The 22,138-nt window shown below is 60.4% G+C and carries 21 protein-coding genes; 12 read left to right on the top strand and 9 right to left on the bottom strand.

What is annotated here, in order from left to right; genetic code table 11:
- Positions 1–68 precede the first annotated feature (68 nt).
- From ACQY1K_RS05795 to ACQY1K_RS05775, 5 genes are all read right to left on the bottom strand, one after another.
- A complete protein-coding gene (locus ACQY1K_RS05795; RefSeq protein WP_430258513.1) occupies positions 69–1,253 on the bottom strand; it encodes a HEAT repeat domain-containing protein in 1,185 nt (394 codons plus the stop codon).
- A 220-nt stretch (positions 1,254–1,473) separates the two neighbouring features.
- The gene (gene ppx / locus ACQY1K_RS05790; RefSeq protein WP_062579928.1) at positions 1,474–2,994 is read right to left on the bottom strand and encodes an exopolyphosphatase; all 1,521 of its coding nucleotides are present in this window, start codon (positions 2,992–2,994) and stop codon (positions 1,474–1,476) included.
- Between the two features lie 29 nt (positions 2,995–3,023).
- On the bottom strand, positions 3,024–5,237 hold the full coding sequence (locus ACQY1K_RS05785) for an RNA degradosome polyphosphate kinase (RefSeq protein WP_062580250.1): 2,214 nt from the start codon (positions 5,235–5,237) through the stop codon (positions 3,024–3,026).
- Positions 5,238–5,337: 100 nt separating this feature from the next.
- Complete coding sequence (gene hdaA, locus ACQY1K_RS05780) at positions 5,338–6,045, bottom strand: DnaA regulatory inactivator HdaA (RefSeq protein ID WP_062453298.1); 708 nt, start codon at positions 6,043–6,045, stop codon at positions 5,338–5,340.
- A gap of 7 nt (positions 6,046–6,052) precedes the next feature.
- The gene (locus ACQY1K_RS05775) at positions 6,053–7,231 is read right to left on the bottom strand and encodes an AI-2E family transporter (RefSeq protein ID WP_062453299.1); all 1,179 of its coding nucleotides are present in this window, start codon (positions 7,229–7,231) and stop codon (positions 6,053–6,055) included.
- Between the two features lie 248 nt (positions 7,232–7,479).
- Here ACQY1K_RS05775 and purM point away from each other — a divergent pair, with 248 nt between their 5' ends.
- Positions 7,480–8,553 carry a phosphoribosylformylglycinamidine cyclo-ligase gene (purM, locus tag ACQY1K_RS05770; protein WP_062453300.1) on the top strand — a complete coding sequence of 358 codons (1,074 nt, stop codon included), beginning with the start codon at positions 7,480–7,482 and terminating at the stop codon, positions 8,551–8,553.
- On the top strand, positions 8,550–9,176 hold the full coding sequence (purN, locus tag ACQY1K_RS05765; RefSeq protein ID WP_430258512.1) for a phosphoribosylglycinamide formyltransferase: 627 nt from the start codon (positions 8,550–8,552) through the stop codon (positions 9,174–9,176). Before purM ends, purN begins: the two co-directional genes overlap by 4 nt.
- 65 nt (positions 9,177–9,241) lie before the next feature.
- Here the strand turns inward: purN and ACQY1K_RS05760 are convergent, their stop codons facing one another.
- Positions 9,242–10,069 (bottom strand): alpha/beta fold hydrolase, encoded by an 828-nt coding sequence (locus ACQY1K_RS05760; protein ID WP_430258511.1) that lies wholly within the window; start codon positions 10,067–10,069, stop codon positions 9,242–9,244.
- Between the two features lie 151 nt (positions 10,070–10,220).
- Here ACQY1K_RS05760 and ACQY1K_RS05755 point away from each other — a divergent pair, with 151 nt between their 5' ends.
- The gene (locus ACQY1K_RS05755) at positions 10,221–10,496 is read left to right on the top strand and encodes a type II toxin-antitoxin system Phd/YefM family antitoxin (RefSeq protein ID WP_062579918.1); all 276 of its coding nucleotides are present in this window, start codon (positions 10,221–10,223) and stop codon (positions 10,494–10,496) included.
- A gap of 179 nt (positions 10,497–10,675) precedes the next feature.
- Positions 10,676–10,903: a type II toxin-antitoxin system VapC family toxin gene (locus ACQY1K_RS05750; RefSeq protein WP_430258510.1), complete on the top strand. Its 228-nt coding sequence runs from the start codon at positions 10,676–10,678 to the stop codon at positions 10,901–10,903.
- Here ACQY1K_RS05750 and ACQY1K_RS05745 read toward each other — a convergent pair.
- Entirely contained in the window at positions 10,900–11,487 is a 588-nt protein-coding gene (locus ACQY1K_RS05745) for an NUDIX domain-containing protein (RefSeq protein WP_062579914.1), read from the bottom strand. The two genes, ACQY1K_RS05750 and ACQY1K_RS05745, sit on opposite strands and share 4 nt — an antisense overlap.
- Positions 11,484–13,622, bottom strand: a complete 2,139-nt coding sequence (locus ACQY1K_RS05740; RefSeq protein WP_430258509.1) for a molybdopterin-containing oxidoreductase family protein — start codon at positions 13,620–13,622, stop codon at positions 11,484–11,486. The genes ACQY1K_RS05745 and ACQY1K_RS05740 overlap by 4 nt, the downstream gene beginning before the upstream one ends.
- A gap of 83 nt (positions 13,623–13,705) precedes the next feature.
- Between ACQY1K_RS05740 and ACQY1K_RS05735 the strand changes: the two genes are divergently transcribed.
- The 4 genes from ACQY1K_RS05735 (at position 13,706) to ACQY1K_RS05720 (ending at position 17,155) form a co-directional block, all read left to right on the top strand.
- Entirely contained in the window at positions 13,706–14,572 is an 867-nt protein-coding gene (locus ACQY1K_RS05735) for a 23S rRNA (adenine(2030)-N(6))-methyltransferase RlmJ (protein ID WP_062579910.1), read from the top strand.
- 50 nt (positions 14,573–14,622) lie between these two features.
- Positions 14,623–15,309, top strand: a complete 687-nt coding sequence (locus ACQY1K_RS05730) for a ribonuclease T2 family protein (protein ID WP_430258508.1) — start codon at positions 14,623–14,625, stop codon at positions 15,307–15,309.
- 57 nt (positions 15,310–15,366) lie between these two features.
- Positions 15,367–15,963: a glutathione S-transferase family protein gene (locus tag ACQY1K_RS05725; RefSeq protein ID WP_062453309.1), complete on the top strand. Its 597-nt coding sequence runs from the start codon at positions 15,367–15,369 to the stop codon at positions 15,961–15,963.
- 181 nt (positions 15,964–16,144) lie between these two features.
- Positions 16,145–17,155, top strand: a complete 1,011-nt coding sequence (locus ACQY1K_RS05720; protein WP_113167315.1) for a tripartite tricarboxylate transporter substrate binding protein — start codon at positions 16,145–16,147, stop codon at positions 17,153–17,155.
- Positions 17,156–17,256: 101 nt separating this feature from the next.
- Here the strand turns inward: ACQY1K_RS05720 and ACQY1K_RS05715 are convergent, their stop codons facing one another.
- Positions 17,257–17,895, bottom strand: a complete 639-nt coding sequence (locus tag ACQY1K_RS05715) for an outer membrane protein (protein WP_062453311.1) — start codon at positions 17,893–17,895, stop codon at positions 17,257–17,259.
- A gap of 741 nt (positions 17,896–18,636) precedes the next feature.
- On the opposite strand from ACQY1K_RS05715, the gene uvrC reads away from it, so the two are divergent.
- The 4 genes from uvrC (at position 18,637) to ACQY1K_RS05695 (ending at position 22,136) form a co-directional block, all read left to right on the top strand.
- Positions 18,637–20,691 (top strand): excinuclease ABC subunit UvrC, encoded by a 2,055-nt coding sequence (gene uvrC, locus ACQY1K_RS05710; RefSeq protein ID WP_430258507.1) that lies wholly within the window; start codon positions 18,637–18,639, stop codon positions 20,689–20,691.
- 129 nt (positions 20,692–20,820) lie between these two features.
- Positions 20,821–21,411 carry a CDP-diacylglycerol--glycerol-3-phosphate 3-phosphatidyltransferase gene (gene pgsA, locus ACQY1K_RS05705; RefSeq protein WP_062453313.1) on the top strand — a complete coding sequence of 197 codons (591 nt, stop codon included), beginning with the start codon at positions 20,821–20,823 and terminating at the stop codon, positions 21,409–21,411.
- Entirely contained in the window at positions 21,408–21,662 is a 255-nt protein-coding gene (gene moaD, locus ACQY1K_RS05700) for a molybdopterin converting factor subunit 1 (protein ID WP_184654879.1), read from the top strand. The genes pgsA and moaD overlap by 4 nt, the downstream gene beginning before the upstream one ends.
- A gap of 15 nt (positions 21,663–21,677) precedes the next feature.
- Entirely contained in the window at positions 21,678–22,136 is a 459-nt protein-coding gene (locus ACQY1K_RS05695; RefSeq protein ID WP_062579902.1) for a molybdenum cofactor biosynthesis protein MoaE, read from the top strand.
- Positions 22,137–22,138: the final 2 nt, after the last annotated feature.

Here is a 22,138-nt window from a genome sequence, read left to right as displayed (position 1 = left end):
AGCAGGTACCCTTTTCGACTCCATGACACCTCGAACCTGGACGTATTAAAGCTCAGGTATCGCCAGGATTACCATTTCAGGACGTCGTTAAGCGATGATGGCGCTTTCAAGCTTCTGTTCAAGTTCGTCGAAGGATCATTGAGCTGACGGACGATGTCGCTCTTTTGCGACGAGGAAAGATTGCTCCCCGACTGCCGCAGGATCAGGATCTGGTTATTGGCCACACCCTGATCTGTCGTATCCTTGGCAGCGTTTACGCTCAGCTCCACGGCCCGCGGATCCTGCAGGCGGTACAGAAAATCTGCTGCCTGGTAGCGAATGGTCTTGTCCGGATCTGCGGCCGCCTGAATCAGCAACGGAAAATCCTCAGCGGCCAGCTTTTGCGACAGAGACGACGCCAGATTGGGGTCGGAGCGGATCATTTCTGCCAGGGCATAGACCACGCCGAGCTTGACGCGGTAATCGTCCGGCGATGCGTGCAGCGCAGACAGCATCATGGGCACTGCGACAACTCCGGCAGAGACCAGAAAGTCGCGGGAATTGCGCCTCAGGAACGTATCCTCGTTCCGTAGGCCGGCAAGCGCCTTCTGAATTTGGTCGACCGATGCTTCCGGCCGAACCGCCGCCTGAGCGAACGCGCTCAGATCCCACCATGCACCTGTCGTGCTGCCGCTAACCTCCGCTGTCGGCCCAGGTGAAAGCGTATCCAGTTCGGACAGGAGAACCAGCGAGCCGTTCTTGACCTGCCGCGCATTATAGTCGAAACGCCACTGGACCGGCCGGCCTTCGGCGAAAATTGCCCGGATTTTCTGGGCATCGCCGATAAGCTCGAAATACTCTTTGCCAGCTTCCTTTTCGATTGTATCGACCTGCATCCGCATCTGCGTGCTTTGCAGCGATGTACCGAGGCCAAGAAACTTGATCCGTCGGACCATGGCATCCTTGTAGATGTAGAGCGGCTCGTCATCGATTATGCGGATATCGGCGACATGCGAGAAGTCGCCGCTGATCTCGCCTTTAAACAGCGCCGGCGTGCCAGGCGGCGTAAATTGCTGGAGCATCAGAAACAGAACGACTGCCATGGCGCCGGCCCCGGTCACCGACCAGCCGGCCCAGTTCCCTGCAACCTTTGCACCGAACGCCGCAAGCACCAGCCCGAAACCGACGCAGATGGTCAGCGAGGAGGCGGTCTGGCTGCGTCCCAAGAGAAGGATCGCAGTACCCAGCAGCACGAGAAAGAGCCCGACGGCCACGCCGGCAACAAAGTATTTTTCCGGAAAATTGTTCTCGGGCGCCAGCGCGTTATTGGCCCCACGGTCCGCATGATTGTTCGCGCCTTAATCTGCCACTGCCATGTTCGAGCCCCCCTCGAAGCCAACACCAACATAAGGCATGCCTGTTCAACCGAAGATAAGCCGAAGCCCGCTCGGTTGCAACCGTCTATATCTGATGCGTCTGTTCTTGCGACAGCTGCTATTCGAACACGAAGGCGAGCTTCTTGCCGGTCAGCTTGGCAAGCTGCTGCAGCCGACCTTCCAGCCGCTCGCCAGCGAAGTTGCGGTAAGCGTGCGGCACGACGAATTCCATGTCGAGATCGGGCGAACTCGACTGGCGGAAAGTCAGGTTATTGACGATGCCGGGCATCGAGGCCGAGAACAGATAGACGACCCGCAAAAGCCCGCCGAGCAGTTTGGCGAGCTCCAGCAGCCGCGGTGTCGCAATCGTCGAGAGAGGGCCGGTGGCACCGTCGTCGCTCAAACCCTCGAACCGGTAGTAGTTGGCGAGCGCCAGGTAGGCGCGGCCCGCATGGGTAATGCCGACGAAGGACGAGTGGGCGATGACGTTAAGTGCCTGGGCGCCGCGGTAATCGGGATGCGCACGCCAGCTGATATCGGCCAGCAGGCAGGCAGCCCTGCGATAGCGGCTTTCTTCCTCGGTCTCGGTAATGCCGAAGAACGGTACCATGCGGCCGGTCCAATCGGCAAGCTCGCGCGCATGTTCGGGCGAACGCGCGCGCAAGATGGCGAGTTGATCGGCAGCCACGACCAGCGGATCGGCCTGCTTTTCCTCATCCGGCATCAGATGATAGAGATAGCCTTCCCGCACGCCCTGCGCCGAAAAGCTGACGACCGACGGCTTCATGACGGAGAGCACTTCCTGCAGGGCCACGGCGCCGAAGGGCAGAAGCGAACGACGGCTTTTCGAGACGGCCTGCCAGGCAGGATCCTTGGAATCCTTGGCATCGATCACGTCCTCGAGGAATTTCTGGATTTCCTCGAAGGTCAGCTCGTAGCCCTGCATCATGTGCAGCGGATATTTGGTGATTTCCATGTGCAGCTTGGCGATGTTGCGCCACGTGCCGCCGACCGCATAGAAGGTGCGGCCCTCGCCCTTTTCCAGAAAGCGGGCGGTATTGACCTGCTTGCGGGCAAAAGTCCGCGCCTTGGAAATGGAACCACCTGACGATTCCGACAGCCGCAGGCCGCCGAGAGGCAGGGTGATCCCCTTGCCGAACTCGTGTCCCTTGATGTCGATCAGTTCAAGCGATCCGCCACCAAGATCACCGGCGACGCCGTCGACCTCGTGAAAGCCGCTGATGACGCCGAGCGCCGAATATTTGGCTTCTTCCTCGCCGGACAGGAGCTGGATTTCCTGGCCGAGGATTTCCTCCGCCTTGGCGATGAAATCAGGGCCGTTGGAGGCTTCGCGGGCGGCGGCTGTTGCAAGGACGTAGATTTCCGTCGCCTGCGCCTGGTCGGACAGCGCCTTGAACCGTCTGAGAGCGGCGAGCGCGCGCAACACGCCCTCGTCGTCCATCCGGCCGTTCGAGCCGAGACCCTTGCCAAGACCGCACAGAACCTTCTCGTTGAAGAGAACGGTCGGTGCCCTGGTCAGGCCTTCGTAAATCACCACGCGAACCGAGTTCGAGCCAATGTCGATGACGGAAACAGGGGCGATGCCAGGCAGGCGCCCTTGAGCTTCAGATCGTACCATGCTGCCTATTTCTTGACTGTTCTTGCCGGCTACTTTTTGCGTCCGGACATGACGCCGGCAATCAGTTTCGGAGCGCTGGATTTCAGGGCTTCACCACGCCCCGAGAGGCTAGGATTGGTCATGAAATAATGCTGCGCGTTGAACGGTTCTTCACCCTTGCGCACTTCCATGCGCCTTGACGTACCGTCCGCCAATATCTCGTAGCTCTGTTGATTGTCAATGAGATTGCCCAGCATGATCTGTGAAAGAACCTGCTCGTGCACGGTCGGATTGAGCAGCGGCACCAGCGTTTCGACGCGGCGATCGAGGTTGCGGGGCATCATGTCGGCGGACCCGATGTAGAGCAAAGCCTTGTCCGAAGGCAGGCCGTAACCGTTGCCGAAGCAGAAGATGCGGCTGTGTTCGAGGAAGCGCCCGACGATCGATTTGACGCGGATATTGTCGGAAAGACCGGGTACCTGCGGGCGCAGGCAGCAGATGCCGCGGATGACCAGATCGATTTCGACACCGGCGCGGCTGGCGCGATAGAGCGCGTCGATAATCTCGGGATCGACCAGTGAATTCATCTTCATCCAGATCGCGGCCGGAGCTCCCGCCTTCGCGTGCGCGATCTCTTCCTCGATGTGTTTGAGAATGCGCGGTCGCAGCGTGTAGGGCGACATGGCGATCTTGGTGCTTTCCTTCGGCTCGCCGTAACCGGTGATAAAGTTGAAGATATTCGCCATGTCGTGGGCAATCTTCGGGTTGCAGGTGAAGAAGGAAAGGTCCGTGTAGATCTTTGCGGTGATGGGATGGTAGTTGCCGGTACCAAGGTGGCAGTAGGTTCTCAGCTTGCCGTCCTCACGGCGCACCACCATCGACATTTTCGAATGTGTCTTGAGCTCGATAAAGCCGAACACGACCTGCACGCCAGCGCGCTCCAGGTCTCGCGCCCAGCGGATGTTGGCCTCTTCGTCGAAGCGTGCCTTCAACTCGACCAGCGCCGTCACCGACTTGCCGGCCTCTGCCGCATCGATCAGGGCTCGGACGATGGGGCTGTCGTTGGAGGTTCTGTAGAGGGTCTGCTTGATGGCGAGGACGTCGGGGTCACGGGCTGCCTGAAGAAGAAACTGCACCACAACGTCGAAACTCTCGTACGGGTGGTGGACCACCATGTCCTTTTCGCGGATGGCGGCGAGGCAGTCTCCGGCGTGTTCGCGGACGCGTTCGGGAAATCGGGCGTTGTAGCTTTCGAACCGCAGATCGTCGCGCGGCGCCTTGGTGATTTCCGACAGCGTGTTAAGTGCCAGAAGACCCGGCAAGACCGCGACGCGGTTGTCCGGAACCCCGAGTTCCTGCACCACGAACTGGCGCAGTTCCGCCGGCATTTCCGAATCGGTCTCGATGCGGATGACCTTGCCGCGACGGCGGCGCTTGAGCGCCGTCTCGAAGAAGCGGACCAAATCCTCGGCTTCTTCCTCGACTTCGAGATCGCTGTCGCGGATGATGCGGAACGTACCGCCGCCCTTGACCTCGTAACCGGGGAAAAGCCGGTCGGTAAACATGGCGACCGCATCTTCGAGCGTGATGTAGCGGATCGTGTTTGCGTCGTCGGGCAGACGGATGAAGCGGTCAAGCGTCGTCGGCAGGCGCAGAAGACCCGTCATCGGCTCCTTGCCGTTCAGGCTGTGCAATTGCAGCCCCATCGAGAAGCCAAGATTGGGGATGAACGGGAACGGATGCGCCGGATCGATCGAAAGCGGTGTCAGGATCGGGAACAGCTCGTCGTCGAACGTCCCGGACAGCCAGTTACGGTCTTCGTCCGAAAGTGCTGCCGGACGGACGATCAGAATCTCTTCCTGCGCCAGATACTGCTGTAACACGGCGAGCGAGGCCTGCTGCTCCATCTGCAGATTGTCGATTTCCTGCAGGATCGCATCCAGCTGTTCTGCCGGCGTCTTGCCATCGGGGCTCTTGATGACGATGCCCTGGCGGACCTGCCCCTCAAGACCGGCAACGCGCACCATGAAGAATTCGTCGAGGTTTGCAGCCGAGATCGACAGGAAGCGGATGCGCTCCAGAAGCGGATGCGACGCGTTCAGCGTTTCCTCGAGAACGCGGCGGTTGAACTGCAGCCAGGAAAACTCGCGGTTGATGAACCGCTCGGGGCTGGAAAGCAGCGCCTCACCCATATCCACCGCTTCGTCCCTGCTGGCTGCCTCGCCCTTTTTGGGCTGCTCAATCTCGGTCGTCATCGATTCCATCTTCATCCATCCCAGAGCCAGCCCCATAACCGGTATGCGTGGGGCCGTGCGATACGTTTGACGACGCGACCGTCATAGTCAATTGCCGGCGCAGACGTTGCTAATCATTCGGTACGGCACTGCCGAAATCCTTGAGGACTTCGGTTGCCAGAGGACGGGTGATCCGGGTCCCGCGCGCCAATGCCAACCGGTCAAGCCGGTCGACGATGGTCTGCGCAGCGCCCAGGGATCGCTCCATCCTGGTGACGATGTAACTGAGAAGTTTGTCATCAATATAAAGCTGACGATCGGCAAACAGTTTTACCATGACCTGCGCCAGCAATTCCTCATCGGGCTCGCCGATTTCCACCACGGTCGCAGCCTTCAGCCGTGATTTGAGGTCCGGCAGCGTCACGGACCAGGACATGGGCCACAGCCGCGATGTCATCAACAAAGTGCGGCCATGCTGGCGCACGGCATTGATGACGTGGAAAAGCGTGGTCTCGTCGAAGTCGCGCCGATCGGCGTCCTCAAACAGCACCGGCCCATCCGCTGCGACAGTTGCTGCATTCGAACCCGAGATCGGATGGATCTCGGCAGCCCCTGCCCGCTCCCGCCAGATCTGGGCGAGATGCGACTTGCCGGAACCGACGGGACCCGCAAGGATCACGACCGGCGATGGCCAGGCCGGCCACTCGTCGACGATAGAGACGGCGGCGGCCAGCCGTTCGGAGACCAGGAGATCATCCCGGCTCTGCGCGGAATCATGGGTGAATTGCAGCGGAAGCTGTTCGCTTCTGCGCTGGTCGCGTTCGCTCGATCCGGTCATTCGCTTTTCAGATGTCTTTCTGGTCGCTCTTGGGAGCATCGAGACGCTGCATGCCGGTATTTTCATTGACCACGGCCTGTGGCGCCCCTTCCCACGGCAGATCTACCGATCGGCCGTAATAGAGATCGCTGTCAAGATACCGTGAGATCGCGAAGCGGACAAGCACGCCGACGACTGCCGCTGCGGGCACGGCCAGAAGAAGACCGACAAAGCCGAACATGGCACCGAAGGCAAACAGCGCAAACATCAGCCAGACCGGATGCAGACCAACGCTTTCGCCGACCAGCTTCGGCTGCAGGATATTGCCTTCCAGGAACTGGCCGGAAAAGAACACGGCAGCGACCGCCATGATCCACAGATAGTCCGGCCAGAACTGTACGAGCGCCACACCGATCGCCATGATCAGACCGATCATCGAGCCGATATAGGGAATAAACGAGATCATGCCGGCGACGAAGCCGATCAGCAGGCCGAAATTCAGGCCCACCAGCGACAGACCGACGGCATAGTAGATGCCGAGGATGAGGCAGAGCGATCCCTGCCCGCGAATAAAGCCGGCGACGGATCCATCCATGTCGCGGGCGATATCGCGCACCGTCTGGACCTGATCGCGCGGGATCCAGCTATCGACCTTCGATACCATCCGGTCCCAGTCTAGCAGCAGATAGAAGGCGACGACCGGGGTAACGATCAGAAGCGACACGACGTCCACGATCGCCTTGCCGGAGTTCCAGATCTGCGCAAACAGGGTACCGATGAAACCGGCGCCCTGGCTCAGCACTTCGGAGAAATTCTGTTTGACGGTCTCGATCTGGCTGGAGACCCAGCTCGGCAGGAACGAGTTCTCCGGGTTGGAAATGATCTGCTGCAACTGGGTGATGTAACCGGGCAAAGCGGCGGCGAACTGGGTGAACTGGGTGACGATGATCGGGATGACCAGCATCAGCGACAGCGCGAACACCGTGACGAACGAGACCAGGATTAGCACGGAAGCCATCATCCGGCTTAGTCCGCGGCGCTGCAGCCAGTCTGCGACAGGATCGAGGAAATAGGCGAGCGCCATGCCTGCGACGAAGGGAAGAAGGATGGAGCTGAAAAACCACAGAAACAGCGCGAAGATGAAAAGAACGGCTGCCCAGAAGAAGACATGGCGGCGAAGGCTCGCTCCGCTGATATGATAGGGCATCTTTACGTCCTTTTTTGCACTGCATTCCCGGTATCACGCATATGAGCCCGGACCGGGTAAGGTCAAGATCGGCATCGACTTCGCCGCGTCGCCAGAGGCCGGGCCTGTGAAAAGCCTTGAAAGCCCACGCTTCTGCTTGCATCCTCCGCCTTGTCATGCAATGGCGGGCCGGAGATTTTTGCGCAGCCGCACCACGCCGAAAGGTCTCGATCTTCGGTTCGCGCGGCATGTCCCAACGGAGAATTACGATGAGCGAGACGGGCAAGAACGGTCTCACCTATAGCGATGCCGGCGTCGATATCGACGCGGGCAACCTGATGGTCGAGAAGATCAAGCCGGCGGTACGCTCAACCCGCCGTCCCGGCGCAGACGGCGAAATCGGTGGCTTCGGCGGCCTGTTCGACCTGAAAGCTGCAGGATTTACCGATCCGATCCTGGTGGCTGCCAATGACGGCGTCGGCACCAAGCTGAAGATCGCGATCGATGCCAATTTCCACGACACGGTCGGCATCGATCTCGTCGCCATGTGCGTCAACGACCTCGTCGTGCAGGGCGCAGAGCCGCTGCTGTTTCTTGACTACTTTGCCACCGGCAAGCTTGATCCGGACCAGGGCGCTGCCATCGTCAAGGGGATCGCTGCGGGCTGCGTCGATGCAGGCTGCGCGCTGATCGGCGGCGAGACGGCGGAAATGCCGGGCATGTATTCCGATGGCGACTACGACCTTGCCGGCTTTGCAGTGGGCGCTGCCGAACGTGGCCAGCTTCTACCGGTGGGCGATCTCGCAGCTGGCGACGTCATTCTCGGCCTCACCTCCTCGGGCGTGCATTCCAACGGTTTTTCGCTGGTGCGCAAGATCGTGTCGATCTCGGGCCTTGGCTGGGATGCGCCTGCGCCGTTCTTCGACGGCAAGTCGCTCGGCGAAGCGCTTTTGACGCCAACCCGCATCTATGTAAAGCCGCTGTTGAAGGCGATCCGCGAAACCGGGGCCCTGAAGGCACTTGCCCACATTACCGGCGGCGGCTTTCCGGAAAACATTCCGCGCGTGCTGCCGAAGAACCTGGCGGCCGAAGTCGATCTCGACTCGATCCCTGTTCCGCCCGTGTTCTCGTGGCTGGCAAAGACCGGCGGTGTCGAGCCGAAGGAAATGCTGCGCACGTTCAACTGCGGCATCGGGATGATCGTCGTCGTTTCGGCTGAGAATGCGCAGACGGTGACGGATGTGCTCACCCGCGAAGGCGAAATCGTCGTCCCGCTCGGCCGCATGATCGACCGTGCGGAAGGCGAAGCAGGTGTCGTCTACAAGGGCACGCTCGGTCTATGAGCGGAGCACTCGCCAGCGTGCAGAAGAAGCGCGTCGTCGTGTTCATTTCCGGCGGCGGCTCCAACATGCTGTCGCTGGCGGACGCTTGCGAAAGCCCCGACTTCCCAGCCGAGATCGTTGCCGTCATCTCCGACAAACCGCAAGCCGGCGGGCTTGCAAAGGCGAACGCGCGCGGCATCCAGACACTCGCCTTCGAGCGCAAGTCCTATGCCGGCAAGGCCGAACACGAGGCGGCAATCCTTGAGGCACTCGAGGAAATAGCGCCTGACATCATATGTCTTGCGGGTTACATGCGGCTGATTTCCGGGGACTTCATTTCCCGCTACGAGGGCCGGATACTCAATATACATCCCTCCATCCTGCCGCTTTTTCCGGGACTGCATACCCATCAGCGGGCGCTCGATGCCGGCATGAAAGTTGCCGGTTGCACGGTGCATTTCGTGACCGAGGGCATGGATGAAGGCCCGATCGTGGCCCAGGCCTGCGTTCCCATTGAGAACGGCGATACGCCTGATACGCTCGCTGCGCGGGTACTGACCGTCGAGCACCAGATCTATCCGGAAGCACTCGCGCTTCTGGCGACCGGCGGCGTCAGCTTACGCGCCGGCCGGGCAGAGTTTTAATCACAGCGTTCGTGTACATCTTGGCCGCACGCCGGACATAACCATCCGGTGTGCGGCCATTTGTGTTAGCTGCGCAGGAACGCCATCAGGTCATCCGTCAGCTGCTGCTTGTTCGATGCAAACAGTCCGTGGGGCGCGCCCTCGTATTCGATCAGCGTCGCGCCGGGGATCGCGGCGGCGGCGGCACGGCCGGACGTCTCGATCGGCACGGTCTGGTCGCCTGTTCCGTGGATGATCAGCGTCGGCACCTTGAAGCTCGGCAGGTCCGGACGGAAATCGGTCGAGGAGAAGGCCTTTGCGCAAGCAAGCGTTGGCCAAAGACCCGCCATCATCGTCTGCTGGAACGACCAGTCGAGCACGGCTTCGCTCACCGACCCGGTGAACACGCCGACGCCGTAGAAGCTTTTCAAAAAGCCGTGGAAGAAATGCGCCCGGTCTTCCTTCATGCCGGCCGTCATCTCGTCGAACACCGACTGCGGCACACCATCAGGGTTGTCGGGCGTCTGCGCCATATAGGGAACGACCGACGCAATCAGCGCGGCCTTGGAAACGCCCTTGCCGCCGTGGCGCGACATATAGCGGGCAACCTCGCCACCGCCCATGGAAAAGCCGAACAGTGCTGCATCCTGCGCGCCGGTCGCCTCGATGACATCGGCAAGATCGTCGGCCAGCGTATCGTACTCATAACCGTCCCACGGCTGCTCGGAGCGGCCGAACCCGCGTCGGTCATAGGAAATAGCGCGGAACCCGGCGTCTGCTGCCACCACCGCGAAGTCGTCCCAGGTGTCCGACGTCAGCGGCCAACCGTGCATCATGATAACGGGACGGCCGGTCTTCGGACCCCAGTCCTTGACATAAAGCTGCGTTCCGTCGCGGGTGGTGATCATGGTCATCTTTGCATCCCTTCTTCTGGCAATGGAACCAGTCTAACGGGAGGTCTGTGGCAATTGTTCCCCGACATGGAAGCGATGCATCCCTCCCAACGACCAGCCATTTGACGACCGGCTTGGCGCGGACTACCTTGGATTGAACCGGAGGTGTGAGATGACGATCACGGTCAAGCTGGGTGATGCGAAAACCGAACTTTCCGAGCTCCTGCCCCTCGTCGAAGCCGGCCAAGAGGTGGTGATTGCGCGTGGCGAAACACCGGTCGCGCGGCTCAGCCCGATCGCGGCCACGCCCGGTATGAGTGCTGAGTTCACCGAAGAACAACTCGCGCGGCGGCGGGCCCTTATTGAGACGATCATATCTGAGCGCGACGCTCGAATGTCCGCCACTGCCGAAGAAATCGACGAATGGAAAAAAGAAGGTCGGCGTTAGTGCAGACTTTCGTGGTTGATGCCTCGGTTGCAGCCGGCTGGTTCATAGCTGATGAGGCCAATCCATATTCGAACCATGTCTTGAAAGTCTCAGTGGCGTTGGGCGCGGTTGTGCCTGACCTTTTCTGGCACGAAATGCGCAGCCTGCTGACTATCGCCGCCTGAAGGAAGCGGATCGTCTTGGAAGATGTTGCTACATCGATGACACGCTTGCGAGAGCTGGAAATCACGACCGTCACAGGGCAAGAGGACGGGCGTATCCTCGAGCTGATAGCCCGTTACCAGCTATCCGCCTACGACGCAGCCTATCTTGCGCTGTCGCTCGAGCAAAACCTCGAACTCGCAACGCTCGACAAGCAGTTGATCGCGGCAGCCCCGTCGGCCGGGTGCAGCCTCGTGCGGGCCTAAAGCGCCGCCCGGTTAAGCACGGCCCACTGCAGCAGCATGATAGTCTTGGCATCGATGATCTCGCCGTCAGCGATCATCGTGACGGCCTTGTCGAGCGGAAACTCCAGCACTTCTATATCCTCGTGCTCGTCGGCGAGCCCGCCACCCTCGTTGATCCGGTCGGAAAGATCAATCGAGGCGTGGAAGAAGTGGATGACCTCGGTCACGGAGCCCGGCGACGTCAGTGCCTTGAAGACGAAACGCACGTCGCGGATCCGGTAGCCGGTCTCCTCCATCGCCTCGCGGCGGATCGCGTCTTCGGCGTCTTCGCCATCAAGAAGGCCGGCCGGGACCTCGATCATGAAGGACGGCTCGCCGATGAGATGCGCGGGCAGCCGGAACTGTTTGACGAGGACGACGATATCGCGTTCGCGGTCGTGCAGCAGGATGCAGGCGGCCGGCGTGCGATGGAAAACCTCGCGCTTGATGCGCTGCGTCTCGCCGTTGCGATCGGTATAGTCGAGTTGATAATCGGAAAGCCGCGTCCAGCCCTGCGACAGCGTCGTATCGCTGACGATCTTCACCCGGTCATTCACGTCGCTCATGCGATTTCCCTGCGTAGCCAGACCTTGTTGTCGTGCACGGCAGCACCTCCGAAAGGCGCCACCGGATCGGCGCCGGTGAGGACGTTGATCCCTTCGCCGTCGAGATGCGCGTCGTTGGGCCACAATCCCTCGGCGATCAGCACGCCGGGTTTTGCACCAGTCACGAGTTTCGCATGCAGACGGATTTCGCCTCGACGGTTGCCGAGCGTGACTATATCGCCGTCGACGATGCCGAGACCTGCGGCGTCGGTCGGATCGATCATCACGTCCGGCCGCCCTTCCTTCTCCACCGAGCTTTTGGTCTCGGCAAAGGATGAATTGAGGAAGCTGCGCGATGGCGAGGTCGCGAGCCGGAACGGATGCTCGGCGTCCGCCGTCTCAATCACGTCGACCTGGTCGGGAAAACGTGGCAACTGCCCATGCGGCCCGAGCGGACCGACGCTATTGGGCGTCCGGTCCGGCGATGGGCCGTTGATCCAGTCGGGACTGAAGCGGAATTTGCCGTCCGGATAGCCGAAACCGTTGATGTAGTGCGCGGTGTCGAAATCCGGTTGCGCATCGATCCACTTGTCGGCCTTCAGCGCGTCATAGGAACCCCAACCGCTGGCACTCAGGATACGGTCAATATGGGTGCGTTCGTCCATGCCGAAGCCGGCAAACCCGTCGACGCCCAGACGCTTTGCCAGTTCCTCGATGACGAAGAGGTTGGTGCGCACCGTGGCCGGCGGTTCGACCAGTTTCGGGCCGAGCAGGATATGCTGATGCCCGCCGCCGCGATAAAGGTCGTCATGCTCAAGGAACATGGTCGCGGGCAGAACGATATCGGCAACCTTTGCCGTATCGGTCATGAACTGCTCGTGGACGGCGGTGAAAAGATCGTCGCGCAGAAAACCTTCGCGCACGAGGCGCTGTTCCGGCGCAATATTCATCGGATTGGTGTTCTGGATCAACAGCGCCGTCACCGGTCCGCGATGACGCAGCGCTTCCGCGTCGCCGGTCAGCACACGGCCGATCTGCGACTGGTCGAGCATGCGGATGTCCGGATCCTTGTAGGCCGTGCCCATCAGCTCGGCCTTGTTGAACCGATAAATCTCGCCGTTGTTGTGGAAGGCGCCGCCGCCTTCGTGTCGCCAGGAGCCGAGCACGGTCGCGATCGACAGCGCCGCGTGCATCGCCGCCGTGCCGTTGCGCTGACGGGAAAAGCCGTAGCCCAACCGGAAGAAACTCTTCGGCGTGGTGCCGACGAGCCTGGCGAACCCCTCGATTTCCTCGACGGTGAGGCCTGTGATCGCCGACGCCCATTCGGGCGTGCGGCTCTTCAGATGCGCTTCGAGGCCTGCCGGATCATCGGCATATTTCGCCATATAGGCACGGTCGGCATAGCCGTCACGGAAGGCGACATGCATCACGGCGCAGGCTAATGCCGCATCGGTGCCGGGGCGCAGCACCAGCTTGACGTCGGCCTGTTTCATCGTCGGATTGTCGTAGATGTCGATGACGACGATCTTGGCGCCGCGCTGTTTGCGGGCCTTTATCGCATGGGTCATCACATTGACCTGGGTGGAGACCGCGTTGGTGCCCCAGATCACGACGCAATCGGATTTCGCGATCTCGCGCGGATCGGGGCCGCGCAGGGCGCCTGTGCCCATCACATAGCCGGTCCAGGCCATGTTGGTGCAGATCGTGCCCATGAAGCCGGAATATTTTTTGGCGTGGCGCAGGCGCTCGATCGAATCGCGCTGCACCTGACCCATGGTTCCCGCATAGAAATAGGGCCACACCGCTTCGGATCCGTGCTTCGCTTCGGCCTTGACGAAAGCGTCGGCGATCTCGTCAAGCGCCGCGTCCCAGGAGATCTCCTGCCAGAGCCCTTCGCCCTTGGCACCCATGCGGCGCTGTGGCACCATCAAGCGGCCGGGATGATAGATGCGCTCTGTATAGCGCGCGACCTTGGCGCAGATGACGCCAGCCGTGTAGGTATTGTCGGACGAGCCGCGGACACGACCGATCCTGCCATCCGCAGTCAGCTCGACATCCAGCGCACAGGCGCTCGGACAGTCATGAGGACAGACGGTATGGCCGACGGAAGTGTGACCGACGACGGGGCTTTCGGGAATGGGGGTCGCAACGTTCATGGCTTTTCTATATGGCATGGCGACGGCTGCAAAAAGGGCCATTTGCAGCGCATCAATTTTATTCAAGCGAGACACAAGCTGAGATGAACTATCGGCACATCTACCACGCAGGCAATTTCGCCGACGTCCTCAAGCACGCCGTCCTGTCGCGGCTCGTTCTCTATGCACAGAACAAGGACAAGGCGTTCCGCTTCCTCGATACGCATGCGGGCATCGGGCTTTACGACTTATCCTCCGAAGAAGCGCAGAAGACCGGCGAATGGCTCGACGGCATCGGCAAGCTGGTCGATGCCGAGTTTTCTCCCGAAGTGGCCGAAATCCTTGCGCCCTATCTCGGTGCCGTGAAGGAACTAAACCCGAAGGGTGGCGTCAAGTTCTATCCCGGCTCGCCGAAACTCGCGCGCATGCTGTTTCGCCCGCAGGACCGTCTCTCGGCAATGGAGCTGCATCCGGAAGATTTTGCCCGCCTGTCGCGCCTGTTCGAAGGCGACTACCAGGCACGTGTGACCGAACTCGACGGCTGGCTGGCGCTCGGGGCGCATCTGCCGCCGAAGGAAAAGCGCGGCATCGTGCTGATCGATCCGCCTTTCGAGGAAGAAGGCGAATACGACCGGATGGTCAGGGGTCTTGCCAACGCCTATCGCAAGTTTTCAGGCGGCACCTATTGCCTCTGGTACCCGATGAAGAAGGGCGCGCCGATCAAGGACTTCCACGAGCAGCTGAACGCGCTGGATATCCCCAAAATGCTCTGCGTCGAGCTGACCGTGAAAAGCGACCGCGATCTTGTCGGCCTGAACGGCTCGGGCCTCGTCATCGTCAACCCGCCTTTCACGCTCAAGGATGAGCTGCATACGATCCTGCCCGCGATTAAGACGGCGCTGGCACAGGATCGTTACGCCTCGCAGCGATGCTTCTGGATAAGAGGTGAACACACCGACGCCGAGGCTTGACCCGTCGGCGCATCCCTTTCATGGTGCGGCGCGACTGGAGGCCGCCCACCATGAAACGCTTGTTCGCCGCCCTTGCAGGCCTCGTCATCCTTCTCGCCTTCACTACTGCGTCGACGGCGCAGGATCGGCAGCGCAACCGGAGCCAGCAAGGCTCCGAGGACCGTGCGGGCGCTTTCGATTTCTACGTCCTCTCCCTGTCCTGGTCGCCAACCTTCTGCGCATCCGATGACGGAGGCCGCAACCGGCAGCAATGCGGCACCGACAAGCGTTTCCGCTTCGTCGTACACGGGCTCTGGCCGCAATACGAAACCGGCTTCCCGGATTTCTGCCGCTCGTCGGAACCCGATCGCGTGCCGCGCCAGCTTGGTGAAAAGCTGTTCGACATCATGCCGTCGATGGGTCTGATCGGTCACCAGTGGCGCAAGCATGGAAGCTGCACCGGCCTCGACCAGCCAACCTATTTCGACACTGTCCGCAAGGCTTTTGAGCACGTCAAACTTCCGGCGGACCTTGCTGGCGGGCAAAGCCCGCTCAAGCTTTCCCCTGATGCCATCGAGCAGGCCTTCATGTCCGCCAACCCGGGTCTTTCCCGCCGCGGTATCGCTGCGAGCTGCGAAGGTGAAAAGCTCGATGAAATTCGTATCTGCCTTAGCAAGGATCTACAGTTTCGCGATTGCGCGGAGGTCGACCGCCGCGGCTGCCGGATTGGCCAGATTACGCTTCCTCCGGCCCGCTGACATCCGCTTGCTCAAGATGACACCAGCGGCCCTCGATATCAGAACAAGGACATACCGATGAAGATCCTCCACTCCCCGGCCTCGCCCTACTCCGTCAAGGTTCGCATGGCCGCCCGCCATCTCGGTCTCGACGTGACCGAAGAAAAGACCGACACGAATGCGGCGCCTCCCGAACTCATCGACAACAATCCGCTCGGGAAGATCCCGGTTCTGATCCGCAAGAACGAGCCGCCGGTCTATGACAGCGTCGCGATCATGCACTTCCTCGATCGTCACTCCGGCGGCAAGCTTTACCCGAAGAAGGACGTGAAGCGGACCGAGGCGGAAGTGCTCGAAGCGCTCTGCGACGGCATTACCGATAGCCTTCTCGCGATCGTCTACGAGCGTCGCTCGCGCGAGGAGGAAAAGGTCCACCAGCCCTGGATCGACAAGCAGTGGGACAAGGTGGTGCGCGGGCTGGACTATCTGGAAAAGAACCTGCCGAAGACCGGCAAGAAGCTGCATGGTGGCCATTTCGCGCTTGCCGCTATGATCGGTTATCTCGACCTGCGCTTTAACGGCCAGTGGGCCGAAGGTCGTCCGGAACTCGCCTCCTGGCCTGACACGTTCTCCAAGCGCTTTCCGGCCTATATGGAAATGAAGCCCTACGCCTGAACCGAATGAGATCCGCGGCCGCCCTAGAACTCTTGGGTTGCCGCGGATCCTGGCACAACCTGCCGGTCGTTCGAGACCTTCTCCCATTTGCACAAGCAATTGAAACGCTTGCCCTCCGGTTTTCCTCCGCTACTATGATGAGAACGGCGGGAGGCCGTTTGAAGCAATTCGGAGGAATTTCATGAAGCGATCAGCGTTGACGCGGCGAACCGCCCTGCGCCTTTCCGTAGCCCTTGCAGGCTCGGCCCTGTCCCTGATGTCACTGGGACTTTCAGCCACCGGGGCTGCGGCCCAGTCGTTTCCCGACCAGACGATCACCCTCGTCGTGCCGTTTGCAGCCGGCGGATCGACGGATGTTGTCGGTCGAGTCGTGGCGCAGAAGATGGGCGATATCCTCGGCCAGCAGATCGTGGTTGAAAACGTCGCCGGTGCCGGCGGCAATCTCGGGGCTGACCGCGTCGCGCGTGCGGAGCCGGACGGTTACACGATCCTGATGGGCACGGTTGCGACCCACGCGCTCAACCCGCTGATCCTGAAGCAGAAGCCCTACGACCCCGAGAAGGACTTTGCGCCTGTCTCGCTACTGGTCATCGTGCCGAACGTTCTGGTCATCAATCCGAAACTGCCGGTCAACACGGTGGCGGAACTGGTGGAGCTCCTCAAGAAGGAGCCGGAGAAATATTCTTACGCGTCGTCGGGCAACGGCACGCCGCTGCATCTCTCGGGCGAATTGTTCAAGGCGATGACCGGCGTCAAGATGGAGCATGTTCCATACAAGGGCGCGGGTCCTGCCCTCAACGACCTGATCGGCAACCAGATCTCGATCATGTTCGACAACCTGCCCTCCTCGTCTCCGCATATCAAGGCGGGAACTCTGAAAGCACTGGGCGTCACCACTGCCGAGCGGGCAGCTTCGTTCCCGGACGTGCCGACGATCGCCGAGACGGTACCGGGTTACGAGACCTACACCTGGAACGCCCTGTTCGCACCAGCCGGCACGCCGCCTGAAGTGGTCGCAAAACTGAACGATGCCGCCAACAAGGCGCTACAGGACCCGGCAGTTGTCGCGAGGATGAAGGATTTCAGCGCCAAGATCGTCGGGTCCACCCCGGAGGAACTCGGCAAACACGTGACAGCCGAACTCGCAAAATGGACCCCGGTCGTCAAGAACGCCAATATCCAGATGGACTGACCGTCACACCGACCGAAAACCACGCATGAAAAAAGCCCGTTGGCGACAACGGGCTTTTAGATGAGAAGCCGGGAAACGCTCCCGGCTTTTTGTTGTTCTTATTAGAACTTTACGCCGATACCGACCTTAACGCTGTGATCGTCGAAGCCCTTGGAGACGTTGCCGCTGTCGAGGCTGTAGTCCTTGGCTGCGAAGTCCGTATAGCGATATTCGATACGGGTCGTGATGTTGCTGGTGACGAATGCTTCAGCACCGACGCCGACCGTGTAACCAACGGATGTCTTGTCGTCAGACGACGTTGCATCCTTGAGTTCGTTGTTCTGCAGCGCGACACCAGCCGTACCGTAGATCAGGAAGGGGTTGAGGTCGTAACCGACGCGGCCGCGGACCGAACCGTCCCAGCCAGCTTCGCCACGGTAACCGCCGGACGTTCTGCCGTCCTGGCCGTTGTAGCCGACGTCAGCTTCGATACCGTACACAACCTGGCCGCTCTGCCAGTTGTAACCGGTGTAAGCACCGCCGCCTGCACCCTTGGCATTGTAGTCGCCACCGCCGAAACGGCCCCAGTCGTAGGAACCGGTGGCGCCGAGGTAGAAGCCCTGCCACGTAGCGGCCGGTGCGACTTCTTCAACAGCCATAGGAGCTGCAGGGATCTGGTCGACGGCGTCAGCAGCGCTGGCCGAGGAAATTGCAATAAAGCTGGCAGCCGAGGCCATCAGAGTCGCGACGAGAATACGCATACCTTTTTCTCCGTTTGGCGCATCGGCTCAAAAACCACTTCGGGTTTCGGAAGGTCCGACACGAGTATTCCTAATTGCTACAACGTCCCTGCGCACCCTTTCGGGTATCGGCGCTGTAGGCTGCCGGGCAAGTGTCACATCAACAGAGTTGACGACAGCTTTGTTCCCTGCTGGCTGAGGACGAATTTGGGGGGCAATTGAGGAATTGAAAGAGCCGAAATGTGAATTGTTTGTGGCAGCTAGACGGCTAAATTTCGATGTTGCTTCATCGCCACAGGTATATCGTTAAGGATAACGAGACGTTAATCGCACTATAGAGCATTTTACATTTCTTGACCGTTTCTTAACATTGCGAACAAACGCTGTCAAACAGCCTCGATACATATCACGACTCCGAGAGGCGCGAGATTTATCCTCCTTTATTAGAGTTTAACTCAAATTTAGCCGAGCAACGCGTCAACGTCATCACAGCATCCTGCAGAACTCCTACTTGCAAATCGTCATTTCTGGTCGAAACGAGGCCGAATTCCTGCCGTATTCGCTTCCAGGACCCCGCGAGCACGTTTGCTGAGCGAGAAATGCAGGCGTGGTAGCACGCTTCCAAAGCCGCCGGCAAAACACTATCTGTTGGCTAACAGCTTCAGCCCCGAGTTGCCGATTTCTTCGGGTTGGATGATCACAAAGACGAGATGAGCCCGCAGAAATAGTCGTCTGGACTGATTCTGCCGGCGGAGACATGCGATGAACGCGAAGAATGTGCCCGATGGCGGCGTTCTTTATGACGGAAACGAAGACGACGACGACGATGCCCTGGCACCGGAAGCGGTCGCTGCGGCTATCACCACGTCCATCGACTGGAACGAGGCGGTCCGCCACGACACGGGCCTCAAGGGCGCCGACCTGATCGCCGAGTTCGTCAAGCACCTTCCGAACGCGCCGGGTGTCTACCGGATGTTCAACGAGGCCGGCGACGTGATGTATGTCGGCAAGGCGAAGAGCCTCAAGAAACGCGTCAGCAACTATGCGCAGGGCCGACTGCATTCCAACCGCCTCACCCGCATGGTGCGCGAAACCACGCATATGGAATTCGTCACGACGCGGACGGAGACCGAGGCGCTGCTGCTTGAAGCGAACCTCATCAAGCGGTTACGTCCGCGGTTCAACGTTCTGCTGCGCGACGACAAGTCGTTCCCATACATTCTCATCAGCGGCGATCACCGTGCCCCTGCCCTGATGAAACACAGAGGCGCCCGCGCCCGCAAAGGCCAGTATTTCGGACCGTTCGCATCGGCGTCTGCCGTCGGCCGAACGATCAACTCGCTACAGCGTGCGTTCCTGCTGCGCACCTGCACAGACAGCGTGTTCGAGAGCCGCACGCGTCCCTGTCTTCTTTATCAGATCAAACGCTGTTCCGGCCCCTGCACCCATGAAGTCAGCGACGAGGGCTATGCCGAGCTCGTCAAGGAAGCCTCGGACTTTCTTTCGGGCCAGAGCCAGAACGTGAAGACCGTCATCGCCAGGCAGATGTCGGAAGCCTCCGAAGACATGGATTTCGAGCGCGCCGCGATCTATCGCGACCGGCTGGCGGCGCTCAGCCACGTCCAGAGCCACCAGGGCATCAATCCGGCCGGCGTCGAGGAAGCCGATATCTTCGCCATCCACCACGAAGGCGGGCTTACCTGCATCCAGGTGTTCTTCTTCCGCACCGGCCAGAACTGGGGCAACCGCGCCTATTTCCCGAAGGCCGATCCGCAGATGGCAGGGGCGGAGGTCCTCAACGCGTTTCTCGCGCAGTTCTATGACGACAAGCCGGTTCCCAAGCAGATCCTGCTGTCGGAAACAGTCGAGGAGCAGGAACTGCTGGCGCTCGCGTTTTCCGAAAAGGCGGGACACAGGGTCTCGATCCTGGTGCCGCAGCGTGGCGAAAAGCGCGATCTCGTCGATCACGTCGCTGCCAATGCGCGCGAAGCACATGGCCGCAAGCTGGCCGAAACATCGTCGCAGGCGCGCCTTCTCAAGGGTCTCGCCGAAACCTTCAGCCTGCCCTACCAGCCCCGGCGCATCGAGATCTACGACAACTCGCATATGATGGGCACCAATGCCGTCGGCGGCATGGTCGTCGCGGGTCCGGAAGGGTTCGTGAAGGGCCAGTACCGCAAGTTCAACATCAAATCGACCGACATCACCCCCGGAGACGACTTCGGCATGATGCGCGAGGTCATGACCCGGCGCTTCTCGCGACTGATCAAGGAAGAAGGCATTCCTGATCGCAGCATCTCGGCGCCGAAACCCGTCGAGGCGACCAGCGACGATATCAACGATGCCGCGTTTCCGGCCTGGCCCGATGTCATCCTGATTGATGGCGGCCAGGGCCAGATGACGGCTGTGCGCACCATCCTCGACGAACTCGGCATCCGAGACGTGGTGACGGCGATCGGGGTGGCCAAAGGTGTCGACCGCGATGCCGGCCGCGAACGCTTCTTTGCCGATGGCCGCAGCGATTTTTCTCTGCCGCCACGCGATCCCGTCCTCTACTTCGTCCAGCGCATGCGCGACGAAGCGCACCGGTTCGCGATTGGCTCGCACCGGGCCCGGCGCAAAAAGGAAATGATCAAGAACCCGCTCGACGAAATCGCGGGCATCGGGCCGGGCCGAAAGCGCAAGCTGCTGCAGCATTTCGGCACCGCAAAGGCCGTGTCCCGCGCAGGTCTCAACGATCTGATGGCGGTCGAAGGAATTTCCGAAGCGGTGGCAAAACAGGTCTATAATCACTTCCACGAGAGCCGAAGTGGATGACGATGAACGACATGCATGGGTCATCAAAACAGCGTATGCATCTCAACCAACTGTAAAAAAGCCGCGAAAACTGTTGACGCTGGCGTCTCGAAACCTCAACTAGAGGCAACCCTCAAGCACAGGTCCATCATGGCTTCCCGCGCGTACAACATTCCCAATCTTCTGACCTATGCGCGCATCCTTGCCGTACCGGTGATCGTTCTGTGCTTCTTCATCGAAGGAAAGCTGGAAAGTTCGGATTTTGCCCGCTGGGCCGGATTCTGGATCTTCGTCGTGGCGTCGCTGACCGACTATCTGGATGGCTATCTGGCCCGTATCTGGAACCAGACCTCGAATATCGGCCGCATGCTGGATCCGATCGCCGACAAGCTTCTGGTTGCCGCCGTGCTTCTGCTGCTTGCTGCCGACCAGACGATTGCCGGCTGGTCGCTGTGGGCTGCAATCACGATCCTCTGCCGCGAAATTCTCGTCTCGGGCCTGCGTGAATATCTGGCGGCGCTCAAGGTATCGGTGCCGGTGACCCGCATCGCCAAGTGGAAGACGACGATCCAGATGGTGTCGATCGCCTTCCTGCTGGCCGGACCTGCCGGCGACAAGTTCCTGCCGTTCACGACGCAGATCGGCATCGGCCTTCTCTGGGTCGCAGCGGCCCTCACCTTCTACAGCGGCTACGACTATTTCCGCGCCGGTCTCAAGCATCTCGTGGATGACGAAGGATGACAAAACTCGTCTATTTCGCCTGGGTGCGCGAGAGAATCGGCAAAACCGAGGAAGATCTCGACCTGCCGCCTGAGGTCCTTACCGCGCGTGATCTCCTCAATCATCTGAAGACGCTCGGCGAGGAATACGAGAACGCGCTGCAATATCCCGAGGTCATTCGCGTCGCGATCGACCAAGAGCATGTGGAGCATTTTGAAAAGATCGCCGGAGCACGCGAGATCGGCATTTTCCCCCCAATGACAGGCGGGTAAACGGAAGACAATCTGATGACGATGCCCACGATCCGCGTCCAGACCGACGATTTCGATCTGCAATCGGAGATCGATCTCCTCACTGCCGGCCGCATGGATATCGGCGCGGTGGTCAGCTTTAGCGGTCTTTGCCGCGACGAGCAGGGAGCGCTCTCGGCGCTGGAGCTCGAGCATTATCCGGGCATGGCAGAAGCCGAGATGAACCGCATCGCCCTTCTTGCCATCGACCGCTTTTCGCTTCTCGGACTGACCGCCATCCACCGCTACGGCAAGATTGCCCCCGGGGCCAACATCGTCCTCGTCATCGCCGTCGCCTCGCATCGCCAGGCAGCCTTCGATGGCGCCAATTTCGTAATGGATTTTCTGAAGACATCCGCGCCGTTCTGGAAAAAGGAACACGCGGCTGATGGTTCGCCCCGGTCCTGGGTCGATGCGAAAGACGCCGACGATACCGCACGCGACCGTTGGCGCTGAGG

This window comes from Neorhizobium sp. IRS_2294, from assembly GCF_050500145.1.
GTDB classification, from domain to species: Bacteria; Pseudomonadota; Alphaproteobacteria; order Rhizobiales; family Rhizobiaceae; genus Neorhizobium; species Neorhizobium soli.
The sequence above is the reverse complement of the archived record's forward strand: the minus strand, read 5'-3'. Positions and strand labels throughout refer to the sequence as shown.